The sequence below is a fragment of the Variovorax ureilyticus genome (assembly GCF_037889935.1).
Taxonomy (GTDB): domain Bacteria; phylum Pseudomonadota; class Gammaproteobacteria; order Burkholderiales; family Burkholderiaceae_C; genus Variovorax; species Variovorax ureilyticus.
Genome location: NZ_JBBKZU010000001.1, coordinates 117087 through 134351, shown reverse-complemented (window position 1 = coordinate 134351; position 17265 = coordinate 117087). Strand labels below are relative to the sequence as shown.

Annotated in this window: 15 protein-coding genes; 7 read left to right on the top strand and 8 right to left on the bottom strand. The window is 66.4% G+C overall.

Annotated features, from left to right (window positions below; genetic code table 11):
- Positions 1 to 21: 21 nt before the first annotated feature.
- Positions 22 to 417 carry a PPC domain-containing DNA-binding protein gene (locus WKW77_RS00690; protein WP_340354904.1) on the top strand — a complete coding sequence of 132 codons (396 nt, stop codon included), beginning with the start codon at positions 22 to 24 and terminating at the stop codon, positions 415 to 417.
- Here WKW77_RS00690 and WKW77_RS00685 read toward each other — a convergent pair whose 3' ends face one another.
- The 3 genes from WKW77_RS00685 to WKW77_RS00675 are packed head-to-tail and all read right to left on the bottom strand — an operon-like array spanning position 418 to position 3529.
- Positions 418 to 1488, bottom strand: coding sequence for an amino acid ABC transporter permease (locus tag WKW77_RS00685; protein ID WP_340355574.1), 1071 nt, complete (start codon positions 1486 to 1488; stop codon positions 418 to 420).
- Positions 1485 to 2441 carry an amino acid ABC transporter permease gene (locus tag WKW77_RS00680; RefSeq protein ID WP_422823116.1) on the bottom strand — a complete coding sequence of 319 codons (957 nt, stop codon included), beginning with the start codon at positions 2439 to 2441 and terminating at the stop codon, positions 1485 to 1487. Before WKW77_RS00680 ends, WKW77_RS00685 begins: the two co-directional genes overlap by 4 nt.
- Before the next feature lie 56 nt (positions 2442 to 2497).
- The gene (locus WKW77_RS00675; protein ID WP_340354902.1) at positions 2498 to 3529 is read right to left on the bottom strand and encodes an amino acid ABC transporter substrate-binding protein; all 1032 of its coding nucleotides are present in this window, start codon (positions 3527 to 3529) and stop codon (positions 2498 to 2500) included.
- A 179-nt stretch (positions 3530 to 3708) separates the two neighbouring features.
- Between WKW77_RS00675 and WKW77_RS00670 the strand changes: the two genes are divergently transcribed.
- Entirely contained in the window at positions 3709 to 4116 is a 408-nt protein-coding gene (locus WKW77_RS00670) for a DoxX family protein (protein ID WP_340354901.1), read from the top strand.
- Positions 4117 to 4239: 123 nt separating this feature from the next.
- Here the strand turns inward: WKW77_RS00670 and def are convergent, their stop codons facing one another.
- The 5 genes from def to smc form a co-directional block, all read right to left on the bottom strand.
- Positions 4240 to 4779: a peptide deformylase gene (gene def, locus WKW77_RS00665; RefSeq protein ID WP_340354900.1), complete on the bottom strand. Its 540-nt coding sequence runs from the start codon at positions 4777 to 4779 to the stop codon at positions 4240 to 4242.
- Positions 4780 to 4810: 31 nt separating this feature from the next.
- A complete protein-coding gene (locus tag WKW77_RS00660) occupies positions 4811 to 5155 on the bottom strand; it encodes a hypothetical protein (protein WP_340354899.1) in 345 nt (114 codons plus the stop codon).
- Positions 5156 to 5264: 109 nt separating this feature from the next.
- The gene (gene ligA, locus WKW77_RS00655) at positions 5265 to 7355 is read right to left on the bottom strand and encodes an NAD-dependent DNA ligase LigA (RefSeq protein ID WP_340354898.1); all 2091 of its coding nucleotides are present in this window, start codon (positions 7353 to 7355) and stop codon (positions 5265 to 5267) included.
- 108 nt (positions 7356 to 7463) lie between these two features.
- Positions 7464 to 8561: a cell division protein ZipA C-terminal FtsZ-binding domain-containing protein gene (locus WKW77_RS00650; RefSeq protein WP_340354897.1), complete on the bottom strand. Its 1098-nt coding sequence runs from the start codon at positions 8559 to 8561 to the stop codon at positions 7464 to 7466.
- A gap of 175 nt (positions 8562 to 8736) precedes the next feature.
- Positions 8737 to 12252 (bottom strand): chromosome segregation protein SMC, encoded by a 3516-nt coding sequence (gene smc, locus WKW77_RS00645; protein ID WP_340354896.1) that lies wholly within the window; start codon positions 12250 to 12252, stop codon positions 8737 to 8739.
- A gap of 105 nt (positions 12253 to 12357) precedes the next feature.
- Here smc and WKW77_RS00640 point away from each other — a divergent pair, with 105 nt between their 5' ends.
- The 5 genes from WKW77_RS00640 (at position 12358) to WKW77_RS00620 (ending at position 17238) form a co-directional block, all read left to right on the top strand.
- Positions 12358 to 13134, top strand: a complete 777-nt coding sequence (locus WKW77_RS00640; protein WP_340354895.1) for a hypothetical protein — start codon at positions 12358 to 12360, stop codon at positions 13132 to 13134.
- Between the two features lie 11 nt (positions 13135 to 13145).
- Positions 13146 to 14447: a lipase family alpha/beta hydrolase gene (locus WKW77_RS00635; protein WP_340354894.1), complete on the top strand. Its 1302-nt coding sequence runs from the start codon at positions 13146 to 13148 to the stop codon at positions 14445 to 14447.
- A 66-nt stretch (positions 14448 to 14513) separates the two neighbouring features.
- Positions 14514 to 15206, top strand: a complete 693-nt coding sequence (locus tag WKW77_RS00630) for a P-loop NTPase family protein (RefSeq protein WP_340354893.1) — start codon at positions 14514 to 14516, stop codon at positions 15204 to 15206.
- Positions 15207 to 15458: 252 nt separating this feature from the next.
- Complete coding sequence (locus tag WKW77_RS00625; protein ID WP_340354892.1) at positions 15459 to 16742, top strand: porin; 1284 nt, start codon at positions 15459 to 15461, stop codon at positions 16740 to 16742.
- Positions 16743 to 16863: 121 nt separating this feature from the next.
- The gene (locus WKW77_RS00620; protein ID WP_340354891.1) at positions 16864 to 17238 is read left to right on the top strand and encodes a LysR family transcriptional regulator; all 375 of its coding nucleotides are present in this window, start codon (positions 16864 to 16866) and stop codon (positions 17236 to 17238) included.
- Positions 17239 to 17265: the final 27 nt, after the last annotated feature.

The window sequence follows — 17265 nt, the reverse complement described above, 5'->3', positions numbered from 1 at the left end:
AGCTGATACGGGTCGCCGATCTTGGATGCCGTCCCGCTGCGCCTGAACCCCGGTGACGATCTTCGCGCCGCGCTGGATGCGGCCCGCGCGGCGCACGGATGCGAAGCCGCGTTCGTCGTGGCAGGCATCGGCAGCCTGAGCACCGCGCGCCTGCGGCTTGCCGGCGCCAAGGAGCCGCAATCGCTGGCCGGCGACCTGGAGATCCTCACGCTCTGCGGAACGCTCTCCGTCGATGGCTCGCATCTGCACATGAGCATCGCCGACGCTGGCGGGCGGGTGCTCGGCGGCCATGTCGCTCCGGGCTGCATCGTCCGCACGACGGCCGAACTGCTGATCGCGTGGCTGCCCGAATGGCGCTTCAGCCGCGAGCCGGACGCACGGACCGGCTACGCCGAACTGATGGCACGCAAGGCCTGATCAGGACTCCAGCTGGAGGTGCCCCGCGGCAAGCCGCCGCTCCAGCCAGGCGCTGTACCGCGACAGCCCGAAGCACAGCACCCAGTACACCAGCGCGATGAACAGGTAGCCCTCGAGGTAGAACGGCCGCCAGGTCGGATCGCCGCCGAGCGCCAGGCCGAGGGCGCCGGTCAACTCGAACAGGCCGACGACCGTGACCAGCGACGTGTCCTTCAGCGTACCGACCACGCTGTTGGTCAGTGCGGGGACGACCAGCCGCAGCGCCTGCGGCAGCACGATGTCGCGCTGCACCGGCCAGCGGCCGAAGCCGAGCGCCATCGCCACTTCGGTCTGGCCGCGCGGCACGGCCTGCAGGCCGCCGCGGATGATCTCGGCCAGATAGGCAGCGACGAACAGCGACAGCCCGGCCAGCACCCGCAGCAGCACATCGGGCTGCCAGCCCGCCGGCCAAAGCAGCGGCAGCAGGAACGAGGCCATGAACAGCACCGAGATCAACGGCACGCCGCGCACCAGCTCGATGTAGGTGGCGCAGAGCGTGCGCACCACCGGCCATTGCGAGCGCCTGCCCAGTGCCAGCGCCAGCGACAGCGGAAACGCCAGGGCCAGCCCGACGACGGCGAGGCCGATGGTCAGCGGCAAGCCGCCCCAGCGGTTCGTCGGCACGGATTCGAGTCCCAGCACACCGCCGCGCATGAGCACCAGGAAGAACACGAGCGAAACCAGCCAGACAGGCAGGAGCCACCACCGCCAGGTGCGCGGCCAGGCGCTCAGCATCGTGGTGAGCGACAGCACGACGACCGCGACCGCCGGTCGCCATTGGTCTTCATACGGATAGCGGCCGAAAAGGATCGGCCGCCATTTCTCGGCAATCACGCCCCAGCAAGCGCCATGCGGCACTGCGCGGCACGCCTGTGCGTCGGGCCGGAACACCGCATGGACCACCGCCCACTCGAGCACGTGCAAGCCGCCCCACGCGAACCCCGCCGCGAGCACGGCGGTGAACACCGCCCGCAGCGGCGAACCCCACAACTCCTTGCGCCATTCGATGGGAGAACGCGCCGCGCCGATCAATGCCACCCCCTCAGTGCGACACGCGCGTTGTAGCGGTTCATCGCGGCCGAAATGAGCAGCGAGAGCGCGAGGTACACCGCCATGATCACCGCGATGCACTCGAAGGCGCGCCCCGTCGAGTTGAGCGAGGTGTTCGCCACCGACACCAGTTCCGGATAGCCGACCGCCACCGCGAGCGAGGAGTTCTTGGTCAGGCTCAACAACTGGTTCGTCAGCGCCGGGACGATCACCCGCAGCGCCTGCGGCAGCACCACGATGCGAAGCTGTTGCACCGGCGCAAGGCCCAGCGCCTGCGCCGCGAGCTTCTGCCCCTCTGATACCGAGGTGATCCCCGCCCGCACGATCTCCGCAACGAAAGCGGCCGTGTAGAGGGCCAGCGCGATCACCACCGCAAGGTATTCCGGGCTCAGCGCCGCGCCGCCGCTGACGTTGAAGCTGCCGCGCTCGGGCCATTCGAAATGGCTCGGCCAGAAGCTCCCCTCGTCCGCGACCGGCCAGGGCATGGACAAGCCCCCCTTGCTGAGCCAGAAACCGTCGACCAGTTCGATCGGCTCGGTCGAGTCCGGCAGCAGTTGCGTGAGCGCGAAGTACAGCATCAGCAACTGCACGAGCAGCGGCACGTTGCGCACCACCTGCACATAGAACCCGCAAAGCCCGCGCACCAGCACGTGCGGCGCCAGCCGGCCGATACCCAGGAACGTGCCCAGGACGACCGCCATCGCGGCGGCCGGGATCGCCGCCCGGATCGTGTTGACCAGCCCGGCGAGGAACGCACGCCAGAACGGCTGGCCCGAGCTGAAGTCCAGCCAGCCCTCGGAGATCTCGAAGCCGGCCGGCTGCAGCAGAAAGTCGAAACCCGAACGCACGCCGCGCGCACGCAGCACTTCCAGGGCGTGGTTCACCAACCACAAGACCCCGCCGACCACCGCCGCGATCAGCAGCACCTGCACCATCCAGGCCAGCCAGACGGCGCGGCGCCCGCGAGCGCCTTCGGGCGGCCGTACGGCGCTCACCGAACCGGCAATCCGTACATCTGGCCGCCCTTGTTCCAGAGGTTGTTCGTGCCGCGCGGCAGCTTCAGCACGGACTTCGGCCCGACGTTGCGCTCGAAGATCTCGCCGTAGTTGCCCACGGCCTTGATCGCGCGGTACGACCATTCCTTGTCCAGGCCCAGGAGCTTGCCGAGGTCGTCACCGGTGCCGACCAGGCGCATCTGCGCCGGATCCTTGCTGTTGGCCTTCAGGTCGTCGATGTTGGCCTGCGTGACGCCGAACTCCTCGGCCTCGATGAGCGCATTGGGCACCCATTTGACGATGGCGAACCACTCGTCGTCGCCGCGGCGCACCAGCGGCGCCAGCGGCTCCTTGGAGATCAGTTCGGGCAGGATGACGTAGTCGTCGGGGTTCGGCGCTTCTTTGTTGCGCAGGCCTGCGAGCGCGGAGGTGTCGGTCGTGAAAGCCTGGCAGCGACCGGCGAAGAAGGCCTTGAACGATGCCTCGAAACTCTCGAACACCACTGTCTTCACCGGGATGTTCTGCGCCTTGAAGTAATCGGCGACGTTCTTCTCGTTGGTGGTGCCGGCCTGCGTGCAGATCGTGGCGTTCTTGAGCTGCTTGGCGCTCGTCACCTTGAGCTTCTTCGGCACCAGGAAGCCCTGGCCGTCGAAGTAGGTGATGGTCGTGAAATGGAAGCCGAGCGACGCATCGCGCGTGAGCGTCCAGGTGGTGTTGCGCGCGAGGATGTCGATCTCGCCGGCCTGCAGTGCCGAGAAGCGCTGCTGCGAGTTGAGCGGCACGAATTCCACCTTCTTGCCGTCACCGAGTACCGCGGCGGCCACTGCACGGCAGGTGTCGACGTCGAGGCCCGACCAGTTGCCCTGCGTGTCGGGCGCGGAGAAACCGGCCACGCCGTTCGTCACACCGCACTTGACGGTGCCACGCTGCTTCACCGCATCGAGCGTCTTGCCCGCAAACGCCGGTGTGGCAGCGAAGGCCAGGACGGCGGCCACGGAAGCCAGCATGGGACGGAAAGCCTTGTTCATTCGGAACCCCTCTTGATTTGTTGTGTCGGAATTGACGGCAGCGGGCAGTTTACGAGGGCTCGAGGACATCTGCCAAAGAACCGCGGGTTGGCAGCACATGCCATTTCGGTGCATCGACATCGACCACAATCTCGCCTTTCTTCAACTCCAACTCGACTCGAAAAGAGGATGACTCGACCATGATTCGTTCCGATGACACCGGCAAGTTCGTTCTGCGCGTCGCGCTCGGCGCTCTGATCCTGCTGCATGGCATTGCCAAGCTCACCGGCGGCGGCGTTGGCGGCATCGCGAACATGCTGAGCTCGCACGGCATTCCCGGCGCCGTGGCCTATCTGGTCTATGTGGGCGAGATACTGGCACCGGTGCTGCTGATCGCCGGCATCTACACGCGGACAGCCGCCTGGGTCGTGGCGATCAACATGGTCTTCGCGATCTGGCTGGTGCATACGGGCCAGGTCTGGGACCTCGGCAAGAGCGGCGGCTGGGCACTCGAGCTCCAGGGCATGTACCTCTTCGGCGCCATCGCCTGCGCCTTCCTCGGCGCGGGCCGCTTCAGCGTCGGCGGCACCGGCGGCCGGTATAACTGAGCCCACCCCCGTTGCTTGCTCACTTCGTGTAGCCGCATCCCCCCTCGAGGGGGCGCACCCGGCGGCCCGGCAGAGCCGGTTCCGCGGGTGCCTGCGAGGGGGCCTGCTGCGCGGCCCTGCTGTTCAGTCGTCTTCGCCGGCGTCCAGGCCCGGGAAGAGGACCTCGGTGAAGCCGAAGCGCGAGAAATCGCGCACCCGCATCGGGTAGAGCTTGCCCAGCAGGTGGTCGACCTCGTGCTGGACCACGCGGGCATGGAAGCCGCTCACCGTGCGGTCGATCGGATCGCCGTAAGGGTCGAAGCCGGTGTAGCGGATGTTGGCGAAACGCGGCACGACGCCGCGCAGGCCCGGCACCGACAGGCAGCCCTCCCAGCCCTCTTCCTCGTCGTCGCCGATCGGCGTGATCACGGGATTCACAAGAACCGTGCGCGGCACGATCGGCGCGTCCGGATAGCGCGGATTGACCGTGTCGGTCCCGAAGATCACGACCTGCAGATCGACCCCGATCTGAGGCGCGGCCAGCCCGGCGCCGTTGACCGCGTGCATGGTTTCGAACATGTCCCGCACCAGCAGGTGAAGTTCGTCAGTGTCGAAGTCGGCGACCGGCTGCGCGATGCGCAGCAGCCGGGGATCGCCCATTTTCAGGATTTCGCGGATGGCCATCGCGCCATTATCGTGACGCCGCATTCAGCCTTCAGACGCGTCCCCTTCGCGCCCAACCCGCGCCACCGCGATAGCCGCCGTAGTAGCCTGCGTGGCCCCAGTACGGATACCGCCCGTACCCGTAGTACGGTCGCCCGTAGTACCCATGACCGTAGTACCCATGACCGTAGTAGCCATAGGATCCGCTGAGGTAGATCGAGGGCCACCCGTAGTAGGGGTAGTAATAGGGATAAGAGGAATAGGGATAGGCGTAGGCAGGCTGTGAATACACGGCACCGCTGCCGTAGTACGGGCCCGCAGGGACGGCCACGCAGCCACCCAGCACGGCAGTGCCGCCCGCCACGATGCATGCTACGAGAAGACGAACTCCGTTCATGACGCACTCCTGGTCACACCACCGATGTTCAACGCCAGCATGCCACTGTTGTTGACAGCGCGCTCACCCGGCCTTGTAAAGCCGGGTCGTCAGCCTTCAGGAAGACTGCTCAGAGTCCGTTCCGCAGAATCTCCAGCATTCCCGCTTCGTCGATCACCGCCACGCTCAGGCTCTGCGCCTTTTCCAGCTTGCTGCCCGCCTCGGCGCCGGCGACCACGTAGTCGGTCTTCTTGCTGACCGAACCGGCCACCTTGGCGCCCGCCGACTCCAGCATGTCCTTGGCCTCGTCGCGACTCAGCGTAGGTAGCGTGCCGGTCAACACGAAGGTCTTGCCCGCCAGCGGCTTGGGCGCGCGCGCTTCGGGCTCGGATTCCTCCCAGTGCACGCCGGCGGCACGAAGCTGCTCGACCACTTCGCGGTTGTGCGGCTGGTCGAAGAAGGTGTGCAGGCTCTGCGCAACCACCGGGCCGACGTCGTTGACTTCGAGCAGCTGCTCCTCGGTCGCGTCCATGATCGCGTCGAGCTTGCCGAAATGCCGCGCGAGGTCCTTCGCGGTGCTTTCGCCGATGTGCCGGATGCCCAGGCCGAAGAGGAAGCGCGGCAACGTGGTCTTCTTCGAGGACTCCAGCGCGTCGATGAGGTTCCGAGCCGATTTCTCGGCCATGCGGTCGAGGCCGGCGAGCGTCACCAGCCCCAGCTTGTAGAGATCGGGCAGCGTCCGGATCAGGCTGCCGTCGACCATTTGCTCGACCAGCTTGTCGCCCAGGCCTTCGATGTCCAGTGCACGGCGCTGCGCGTAGTGCAGGATCGCCTCCTTGCGCTGCGCGCCGCAGAACAGCCCGCCGGTGCAGCGATAGTCGACTTCGCCCTCTTCCCGCACCGCATCGGAATCGCAGACCGGGCACTTGTGCGGCATCGTGAAGACGGGGCCGCGCTCGCTGTCGGGCCGCTGCGCGCTTTCAGGCACGACGCCGACCACCTCGGGAATCACGTCGCCGGCGCGCCGGACGATCACGGTGTCGCCCACGCGCACGTCCTTGCGGCGGGCTTCGTCCTCGTTGTGCAGGGTGGCATTGGTCACCGTGACGCCGCCGACGAACACCGGGGCGAGCTTGGCGACCGGCGTGAGCTTGCCGGTGCGGCCCACCTGTACTTCGATGCCGAGCACCTGCGTGAGCTGTTCCTGCGCCGGGTATTTGTGCGCGACCGCCCAGCGCGGCTCGCGCGAGACGAAGCCGAGCTGCCGCTGCAGTTCGAGGCTGTCGACCTTGTAGACCACGCCGTCGATGTCGTAGGGCAAGGCATCGCGCTGGCGACCGATCGTTTCGTGGAAGGCGATCAACTCGAGCGCCCCGCGCGCGCGCGCCGTCTGCTGGGCGACAGGAAAGCCCCAGGCGCCGAACTGCTGCAGCCATTCGAACTGAGTGGCAAACGCGGGCCCGCCCTGCTCCGGCGGCGTCACCTCGCCGAGCCCGTAGGCGAAAAAGCTCAGCGGCCGATCCGCGGCAATCGCCGGATCGAGCTGGCGAACAGCGCCGGCCGCCGCGTTGCGCGGATTGACGAACACCTTCTCGTTCTTCTGGCCGTCGGCGATCTTCTGGCGCTGCCGTTCGTTGAGCGACTCGAAATCGTCCCGGCGCATGTAGATCTCGCCGCGCACCTCCACCACCGCGGGAACCTTCGAAGGCTCACCATGCAGCCGCAACGGAATCTGTTGCACCGTGCGGATGTTCTGCGTGACCTCCTCGCCGATCTCGCCGTCGCCGCGCGTCGCGGCCTGCACCAGCACACCGTTCTCGTAGCGCAGGTTGATGGCCAAGCCATCGAACTTGAGCTCGCACACGTAGTCGACCTGCGGCCCGTCTTCGGCGAGGCCCAGTTCCCGCCGCACGCGCGCATCGAAGGCGCTGGCGCCGGCCGGCGTGATGTCGGTCTCGGTGCGGATGGACAGCATCGGCACCTTGTGGCGCACCTTGGTGAAGCCTTCGAGCGGCTTGCCGCCCACGCGCTGGGTCGGGGAGTCGGGCGTGCGCAGCTCGGGGTATTCGGCCTCGAGCGCCTGCAGGCGCTGGAAGAGCCTGTCGTACTCCGCGTCCGGGATTTCCGGCGCGTCGAGAACGTAGTAAAGGTGCGAGTGGCGGTGGAGCTGCTCGCTCAATGCGGCGGCCTCGCGGGCCGCGTCTTCAAAACCGGTCTTCATCACTGTCCTTTTTCCCATTTCCCGCCTGGGATACCGCGGACCGCCGGGCCGCTGGTATCGCCCGTCGAGAAGGGTGGCGGCCACACGAAGTGGGCAACCCTGGGGCGGTCAACTGAACAAGCGACGTGCCAGCGGCGATCCGGCCGACAGGTCACGCGCGTCGAGGGTGTCGTAGAGCTGTTCGAGATCGACGCCGATCGCGTCCATGGTCTCGCCGCGCAGCGGCTGGCCATCGCTGTCGGTCACGATGCCGTCCATGTCGTGCGCCAGCACCGAAGCGGCATTGCGCATCCGCTCGAACGGCTTTTCAGCACGGTCGACCTGCGGCACGTCGAGGCTGATCGAGAGCTGGCGGATCGCCGATTGCGCCGGATCGTCGGCCAGCGCGGCCTGCGTATCGAACGACAGTCCGAGGATCGGCGGCAGGCCCAGTTCAGCCGCCGGCAGCACCATGCGGCCGGGGATCATGCCCGGCACGAAGCCCAGGCGCGCGGCGTTCTGCTGCACGTAGCCCGGGCTCCATGCGGCGTGCCGCGCCCGCAGCACGAAGCTCAGTTGCGCGTCGTGCGAGCTGGCGAACTGGTCGAGCTCGCGTGCCCGGGCGACTTCGTCGAGCATCTCGGGGAACTCCAGCGCGCCGTTCACCGCATCCGCGAAGGCCTGGGCCTTGACGACGAATTCCGAGTACTCGATCTCGTTGAGTGCGCCGGTGCGATTGGCCAGTTGCACGCCGACCTGGAATGCGCTGTAGCGCTGGCCCTGCACCGCAGGCTCCCACACGCCCGTGTGTTCGTTGAGTCCCTCGACCGCCACCGGCTTGCTGCCGGCCCGGCGCGTGGCCGGCATCGCGGCCATCGCCGCGTCCCCCGAGGCCAGTCCGTCGAGGGAGATCGGTGCGATCACGTCGATCAGCGGATCGAGGCCCCCGCGGCGCTCGGCCGATGGCGCGGGCACGGCGCTCGGCGCCGGCAGCGCCGGATCGAATAGCGGTTCGTGCCGCTCGGCACCGGCGACCTGGTGAGGATCGACGCGGAGCACCGGCTCGCGGTCTTCCTGCGGCGCGTCGCCCTCCGATTCGGGAGGCTGCGTGTTCCGCGCGTCCGGCTGACGCGGCGCATTGCGGTGCGAGGTCCATGCGTTGTAGCCGACCACCGCGGCCAAGGTGAGCCCGCCGAGGATGGCGAGTGCGACCGTGAGACTGCTCATTGGAGCCCCCTCGCGCAGCGGCGCTCCGGGATTCGCCTTGGGGCGGCCCGGCGGCTCATGGGGGAAACCTCCGCGCAGCGGCGCTCCGGGATTCGCCTTGGGGCGGCCCGGCGGCTCATGGGAGAAACCTCCGCGCAGCGGCGCTCCGGGATTCGCCTTGGGGCGGCCCGGCGGCTCATGCAGCCTCGACCATCGAAACGGCCGATTCCATGTCCACCGCGACGATGCGCGAGACGCCCTGCTCCTGCATGGTCACGCCGATGAGCTGTTCCGCCATTTCCATCGCGATCTTGTTGTGGCTGATGAAGAGGAACTGGGTTTCGCGGCTCATCGAGGTCACGAGCTTGGCGTAGCGCTCAGTGTTCGCGTCGTCGAGCGGCGCATCCACTTCGTCCAACAGGCAGAACGGCGCCGGGTTGAGCTGGAAGATCGCGAACACGAGCGCAATGGCCGTGAGCGCCTTCTCGCCGCCCGAGAGCAGGTGGATGGTCTGGTTCTTCTTGCCTGGCGGTTGTGCCATGACCTGCACGCCCGAGTCGAGGATCTCGTCCCCGGTCATCATGAGCCTGGCATTGCCGCCACCGAACAGCTCGGGGAACATGCGGCTGAAGTGGTCGTTGACCGTCTTGAAGGTGCCGCCGAGCAGTTCGCGGGTCTCGCCGTCGATCTTGCGGATCGCGTCTTCCAGCGTGCCGATGGCCTCGTTCAGGTCGGCCGACTGCGAATCGAGGAAGGTCTTGCGCTCGCGCGCCACCGCGAGTTCGTCCAGGGCCGCGAGATTGACCGCACCGAGCCCGGCCACTTCGCGGTTGAGCCTGTCGATCTCGCCTTGCAGGCCCGTGAGGCGCACCTTGTCGGTCTCGATCGACTGCGCAACGGCTTCGAGGTCGGCCTGCGCATCGGCCAGCAGCTGCTGGTACTGCTCGAAGCCCAGGCGCGCGGCCTGTTCCTTGAGCTGGAACTCCGTGATGCGCTGGCGCAGCGGATCGAGTCCGCGTTCGAGCTGGAGCCGGCGCTCGTCGCTCGCGCGCAGCTTGAGCGTGAGGTCGTCGTACTGGCTGCGCGCCGCCCCCAACGCGGCTTCGCGTTCGAGCTTGACCGACAGGGCGTCCTGCAGGCCGGCTTGCGCCGCGGCATCCGACAGGCGCCCCAGCTCGGCGCGCGCGCGTTCGTCTTCATCGGCGAGCGAGGTGGTCTGCTGCGAGGCCGTCTCGATGGCGCGGCTGAGCTCGGCGCGGCGCGCCTCGAGCGTCCGCTGCGCGAAGGTGGCTTCCTGCGCCTGGCGTTCGAGGCTGCGATGCTGTTCGCGGCTCGCGGCGAGCACCCGTGCTGCTTCGATCACGCGCTCGTCGAGTTGGGCATGGCGCTCCTGGCTGTCGGCGAGCTGCATGTCGAGTTCTTCGAAGCGCGACTCGGCGGTGATGCGGCGTTCCTGCAGTTCTTCGAGCTGAGCGGTGACTTCGCCGAGATCGCTGGAGAGCTGCTCGCTGCGCGCGCGGGTCTGTTCGGCCAACTGCGTGAGGCGCAGCGTCTCGACCTGCAGTTCGTGCGCGCGCGATTGCGTGTCCGTGGCCTCGCGGCGCGCGGTGACGAGCCGCTGCGCCGCATCGGCATACGCCGACTCGGCGCGCGAGAGCGCCGTGCGCGACTCTTCGGCGATCAGCGTCTGCGCGCGCAGCTGGCGCTCCAGGTTTTCCATTTCCTGCTGGCGCGCGAGCAGGCCGGCCTGTTCGGAATCCTGCGCGTAGAAGCTCACGCTGTGCGCGGTGACCGCATGGCCGCTCTTGACATAGATGGCCTGCCCGGCCTGGAGCTGCTCGCGCTGCGCAAGCGCCTCTTCCAGCGTTTGCGCGGTGAAGCAGCCGTGCAGCCATTCTTCGAACAGCGCCTGCTGGCCGGCGTCGCTGAGACGAAGCAGCGCAGCGAGCCGCGGCAATGCGCCCTCGCCCTGCGGCGCGGCAGCCGATGGCGGCGTATAGAAAGCAAGCTTGGCCGGCGGCGCGTCGTTGCCGAACGCGCGCACCATGTCGAGCCGGCTGACTTCGAGCGCGCCCAGGCGTTCGCGCAGCGCGGCTTCGAGCGCGTTCTCCCAGCCCTGCTCGATGTGGATGCGGCTCCACAGGCCGTGCAGGCTTTCGAGTCCGTGCTTGGCGAGCCAGGGCGCGAGCTTGCCGTCGGTCTTGACCTTTTCCTGCAGCGCCTTCAGCGCTTCGAGACGCGCGGCGAGTTCCGCATGCCGTGCGCCTTCGGCGTTCACCGTCTGCTGGCGGTTGCGGCGGTCCTCGTCGAGCTGCGGAACGGAGTCCTGCAGCTCATGCAGGCGCGCTTCGGCTTCCGCGGAAGCTTCCTGCGCGGCGGCCAGTTGCTCCTGCATGTCCTGCAGACGCGCTTCGTCGGGCACGGCAAGCGCGTTCTGGTCGCTGCGCAGCCGCTCGGCGCGCTGGTTGAGCTGGCGGCTCTGCTCTTCGATGTTGCGCTGGTCGGCGGCCAGCACCTGGATCTGCTGCTGCACCTGCGCGACCGCGGCGCGTTGTGCATTGGCCTCGTTCTGCGCGCGCTGCTGCGCGTCTTCCAGTTCGGGCATGCGCGCGTCGTGCTCTTCGAGCTGCGCGGCGAGCAGTTCGGCCTGCTCCTCGGCGTTCACACCCTGCCCGGCGAGGGTCTCGATCTCGGCTTCGGCGTCTTCGCGGCGCGCATTCCATTGCGCGATCTGCTCGCGCAACTGCACGAGCCGCTGCTCGACGCGCTGGCGTCCTTCGACCACGAAGCGGATCTCGCCTTCGAGCCGGCCCACCTCGGCGCTGGCTTCGTACAGCTTGCCCTGCGCCTGGTTGACCTGGTCGCCCGACGCGTAGTGCGCCTGGCGGATGGTTTCGAGTTCGGCCTCGACGTGGCGTAGGTCGGCCGTGCGCGATTCGAGGTCGTTGATCGCCTTTTCGGCGTCGAGCTTGATGCGGGTCTGGTCCGATTCGCTTTCGCCGCGCTTCAGGAACCAGAGCTGGTGCTGCTTGCGCGTCGCATCGGCGTGCAGCGTGTTGTAGCGCGCGGCGACCTCGGCCTGCTTCTCGAGCTTCTCGAGGTTGCTGTTGAGCTCGCGCAGGATGTCTTCGACACGGGTGAGGTTCTCGCGCGTGTCGCCGAGGCGGTTCTCGGTCTCGCGGCGGCGTTCCTTGTATTTGGAAACGCCCGCGGCTTCTTCGAGAAAGAGGCGCAGTTCCTCGGGCTTGGATTCGATGATCCGGCTGATCGTGCCCTGCCCGATGATCGCGTAGGCGCGCGGGCCGAGGCCGGTGCCGAGGAACACGTCCTGCACGTCGCGGCGGCGCACCGGCTGGTTGTTGATGTAGTAGCTCGAATTGCCGTCGCGCGTCAGCACGCGCTTGACCGCGATTTCGGCGAACTGCGACCACTGGCCGCCGGCGCGGTGATCGGCGTTGTCGAAGACCAACTCGACGCTCGAACGGCTCGCCTGCTTGCGGCTGGTCGTGCCGTTGAAGATCACGTCCTGCATCGACTCGCCGCGCAGTTCGGACGCGCGCGATTCGCCGAGCACCCAGCGCACCGCGTCCATGATGTTCGACTTGCCGCAGCCGTTGGGGCCGACGACGCCGACGAGTTGGCCGGGAAGCAGGAAATTGGTGGGTTCGGCGAACGACTTGAAGCCGGAGAGCTTGATGGAGTTAAGACGCACGACAGGTCGGCCCTAAGCCAAGGTGTTGATTTGTAAGGGAAATTTCACTGACCGGCACGGACTAGCGCGGCCGCCACCCGAGGCGGGGATGATAACGTGCGGACCATGCGTGCCCTGTCCCGTTCCCCTCTCGATTTCCCTCTCGATTTCCCCCTCGTTCGACGTCTTTTCTGGCTGCCCCTGACCTGCGCCGCGGCCCTGCTGGTCATGGGTTGCGCCTCGACCCAGCGCGCGGAGCCTTACGAAAACAAGGAATGGCTTCAGACCAGCACCAACCGCATCGCCAATCTGGCGCTGCGCGACAACATCCAGTCCGTCAAACGCGTGCAGTTGTCGCTCTACCGGCGCAATCCGCGCGAATGGCACAAATGGGCCACCAGCGCCGAGGACGCCACCAACCGCACCTGGAATGCGATCACCCAGGAGCAGCCGCTGCCCGCCGTGCAGGGGAACACGGGCATCGACGCCATCCGCCTCGCATTCGAGACTGCTCCCAAGCCCTACGGAGGCGATCGCGTGGCCGCGCTGGTGGTCGGATGGGCGAGCCTGCTCAAGCAGGCCAACGGCAACACCTGGGAGCAGACCATGATCGACGGCGTGAACGCCGAGAACAGCTACCGGGCGGCGCGCAACTTCGAGATCTCGCTCTGGCTCATCAGCTCCAAGGTCGGTCCGGATGGACAACCGCTGCTGCTTGCGACCGAAATCAGCGACCGGGGCCGGAATCTGCTGATCGATCGCGAACTGTCGAAGGTGGTCGCTCGACTCGATCTGCTGGCCGCGCAGGCCGACGAGAAATACCGTCGGGCCGCGCTGGACTTCAGTCAGAACTGGCTTCTCGGAAACCTCGGTCCGTTCTTCTCGATGTTGCCCAAAAACTAGGAGGGTCGCCCATGCCGGATGCCAAGGCTTCGTTGCGCGTTCGATGGCTCGCGATGCTGGCGCTCTGCACCCTGGCGGCCGGTTGTTCGCTCCTGCAGGCGGACCGGCAGATGCGGCGGCTGGACAACTCGATGTACTTCACCGGGATCGTCCAGACGGAGAACGAAGCCCGCGGCCCGATCGTGGTCGTGCTCTACGAGGTGGACACGACACCGACACCGAGGCCGGTCTTCCTCGATGTGGTGCCCCGAAGCCGCGGCGTCTACCACCTGGCCGGCGCGCCGGCCCGATACCGGATCCTGGCGTTCGAGGACATCGATGGCGACATGACGCGCCAACCCGGCGAGCCCGGCGTGGACTACGAGGGAACAGCCCTCGGCATCGACGCGGTCAACGATCCACCGACCGCGTCGAGCGGACTGGACCACATCAGGATCCCCTCCGGCGCGCCGGCTGCCGGGCTGCCGGTGTTCCCGCCCGAGACGTATGCCGCGCTGGTGCAGCGACGGCGCCAGGAATTCGGCTCTGCGGCCAGCATCAGCGAAGAGCGGTTCTCCCCGCCGCTCATCCGGGAAGGCATGTTTCAACCCTTCCGGTTCCTCGAAGAGGGGCGTTCCGGCCTGTTCATGCTCGAACCCTACGACCCCCAGCGAGTGCCGGTGATCTTGGTGCACGGCATCGGCGGTTCCCCGCGCGACTGGGAGCATGTGATCGAGAAGCTCGATCGCACGAGGTTTCAGCCCTGGGTCTTCTACTACCCCAGCGGCTTCTCGATCGGCCTGTCGGCCATGATGCTGAACAACGCGGTCGACGAACTGCAGTTCCGCCACGGCTTCCCGACCAGCATCGTGGTGGCGCACAGCATGGGCGGCCTGGTCGCGCGTGGTGCACTGAACATCATCCTGCGCGAAGGCCGCGAGCCCCCGGTCCATCATGTGATCACGATCTCCACGCCTTGGCTCGGACAGGAAAGCGCTCGCTGGGCCGACGTCGGCCCCACGCGCGTGCCGGCTTCGTGGCTCGACATGGCGCCGGGCTCGCAGTACCTGAGCGAGCTCACCGTCGTGCGGCGTCCGCCCGACATCCGCTACACGCTGTTCTTCGGCTACGGCGGGCGATCCAGCTTCGCCTCGGGTAACAACGACGGTGTCGTGTCGATGCGCAGCATGCTCCCGCCCGAGCTTCAGTCGCGCGCCAATTTCATCTTCGGATTCGACGAGGACCACAGCTCCATCCTTGCGTCCGACGCCATGATCGACAAGCTGCAGATGCGCATGAAGGTCGAACTCGGGCACTGGTCGGAATCGAGATGAAAGCCCCCGCAGGGCCGGCCCATAGAATGCTTCGCACTCATCCATTCCCACTCTGCAGGAACCTTCATGAGCTCCCTGAACTTCATCGGCGGTGAAAAGGGCGGTGTCGGCAAATCGGTGACGGCGCGCGTGCTGGCGCAGTACTTCATCGATCACAGCCGGCCTTTCGTGGGTTTCGACACCGATCGCTCGCACAGCTCCTTCACCCGCTTCTACGAAGGCTTTGCGTCGCAGGTGGTGGTGGACAGCTTCGAGGGTCTCGACACCGTGGTGAACGGCTTCGAGCACAACCCGCAGCAGAACGTCATCGTCGACCTCGCCGCGCAGACGCTGGCGCCGCTTGCCCGCTGGATCAAGGAGTCGGACCTCTTCGACCTTTTCGCCGAACTTGGCGTGTCGGTGAACTTCTGGCATGTGCTCGACGACGGCAGGGACTCCACCGACCTGCTCGGCGTCCTGATCGATACCTTCGGCAATCGGCCGAACTACATCGTGGTGCAGAACTACGGCCGCGGCAGCGACTTCGGCATGCTGCTCGGATCCCAATCGCTGGCCAAGGCAACCGCGCACGGCGCGCGCGTGATCACCCTGCCGCGCCTGCACGAAGCCAGCATGCGCAAGATCGACGCGCACAACACCAGCTTCTGGAAGGCGGTCAACGACCGCGAGGGCCCGCATGCGCTGGGCCTGCTGGAACGCCAACGCGTGAAGACCTGGCTGGCAACCGCCTACGCGGCGTTCGATACGCTGCCGCTTTGACGCGTCGCGCAATTGCGTAATTCCGTAATTGCCCGCGAAAGCTTATTTGGGCTCGACTGCACGAGCCTGTAGCAATTCCGCAACGCGGCACCGAATTAGACGCGTCGATCCTGCAGGATCGTGACGCAATTCAGCAGGATTGCGCCAGCCATTTGCAAATCGCTCTGATGGAATCACACCAACTTCCCAAAAGGAGGTTGGCCGGGCCCGGTAAAGACCGGCGCCCTATGTTTAACCTTGGAGTAATTTGCAATGAAAAAAACTCTGGTCGCCGTGGCCGCTCTGGCCGCCATCGGCACTGCCTCGGCTCAATCGTCTGTCACAATTTTCGGCGTCGTGGATGCCTCGATCAGCAGCTATTCGAACAAGGCTGAAGACAGAAAATACCCCACCGTAGCGAACCCGAACTATTTCAACGTCGGTACCGTGACGACCAGCCGCACGGGGCTGGGCAATTCCGGCTACAACGCGAGCCGTCTGGGCTTCCGCGGCACGGAAGACCTGGGCGGGGGCATGGCTGCCAGCTTCTGGCTGGAGGCCGGCCTTGGGAACGACCAGGGCACCGCAGGCAAGAGCGGCCTGGCCTTCAATCGTCGCTCGACGGTCAGCCTGTCGGGCCCGTTCGGTGAAGTCCGCCTCGGCCGCGACTACACCCCGACGTACTGGAACGACACCGTGTTCGATCCGTTCGGCACCAGCGGCGTGGGCACCAGCCTCATCTATTCGGCCAACAACGGGTACAAGGGCAACACGAACTATGACCGCGCCAGCAACTCGGTGGGCTACTTCCTGCCTCCGAACCTTGGTGGTTTCTACGGCCAGGTGATGTACTCGTTCCACGAGCAGGTCAAGTACACCCCCGGCAACGCCACCCCCGATGAACTCAACAACTCTCGCACCGGCCGCTACGTCGGTGGACGCTTCGGCTATGCGACCGGATCGCTGGATGTTGCAGCATCGATCGGTTCTTCCACCGTGGGTGACAACTTCCATGACGGCCTGACCAGCAAGGTCAACACCTGGAACCTCGGCGCTTCGTACGATTTCGGCCCCGTCAAGCTGTTCGGCGAATACTCGCAGGCCAAGAACAGGGTGTCGGACAGCATCACCGACCCGCTGATGGGCTTCCGCTCGCCCAACGAGCCCTCGGTCAAGGGTTGGCTGGTCGGCGCGACCGTCCCCGTCGGTGCCGGCCTCGTCCGCGTGTCCTACTCGTCGGTCAAATACGACCTCGACGAAGCCACGACTCTGGCGAACCCGGGCGCAGCTTTCGATCCGATCTTCAACCCCTACGTGTCGAACCCGGACCCGAAGGCCAACAAGTTCGCGATCGGCTACGTGCACAACCTGTCGAAGCGCACGGCCCTGTACGCCACGGTGGCGCGCGTGAGCAACAAGGATGGCGCAGGCCTGTCCGTGAACGGCGATCTCGGCTTCGCGCAGTCGTACCGCCCCACCTTCAGCACAGCGCAAGCCGCTGCCCTGACGCCGAAGACGTCGACCGGCTACGACATCGGCATCCGTCACACATTCTGATCAGGCGACCCGCTTCGATCATCCAGGTCTGATCCTGAAGGCTGCCCCGGCGAAAGCCGGGCAGCCTTTTTCGCATTGCCGGAAAAAACCAACAAGAAGAATCCGGCCAGGGAATTTCCGAATGCCGAACAACAATATTCTGTCCATCCATACCGCGGATGAAATGATCGACCTGAACGATCTCCGCGTCTTTGCCTATGTGGCCTCATTCGCCAGCTTTTCATTGGCCGCTGACGCATTGAAAATCCACAAATCGAGCGTCAGCCGCAGCATTGCCCGGCTTGAATCAATGCTGGAAACGCCATTGATCCAGCGCACGACGCGCAAGGTGGAATTGACCGGCCGCGGCATTGCGTTGCGGGAGCGGTGTCTTGAAATCGTCTCCCAGGTGAACGAGACGATCAATTTCGTGACGACGACGCAGAAGGAATTGGCGCGAGGTCGAAAAAACGGCCGCGCGGCTGCGTCGGCTTCGATGGAGCCGGCCGCGACCTAGCGCCGATGTCGGGACGCGCGGCTTCTC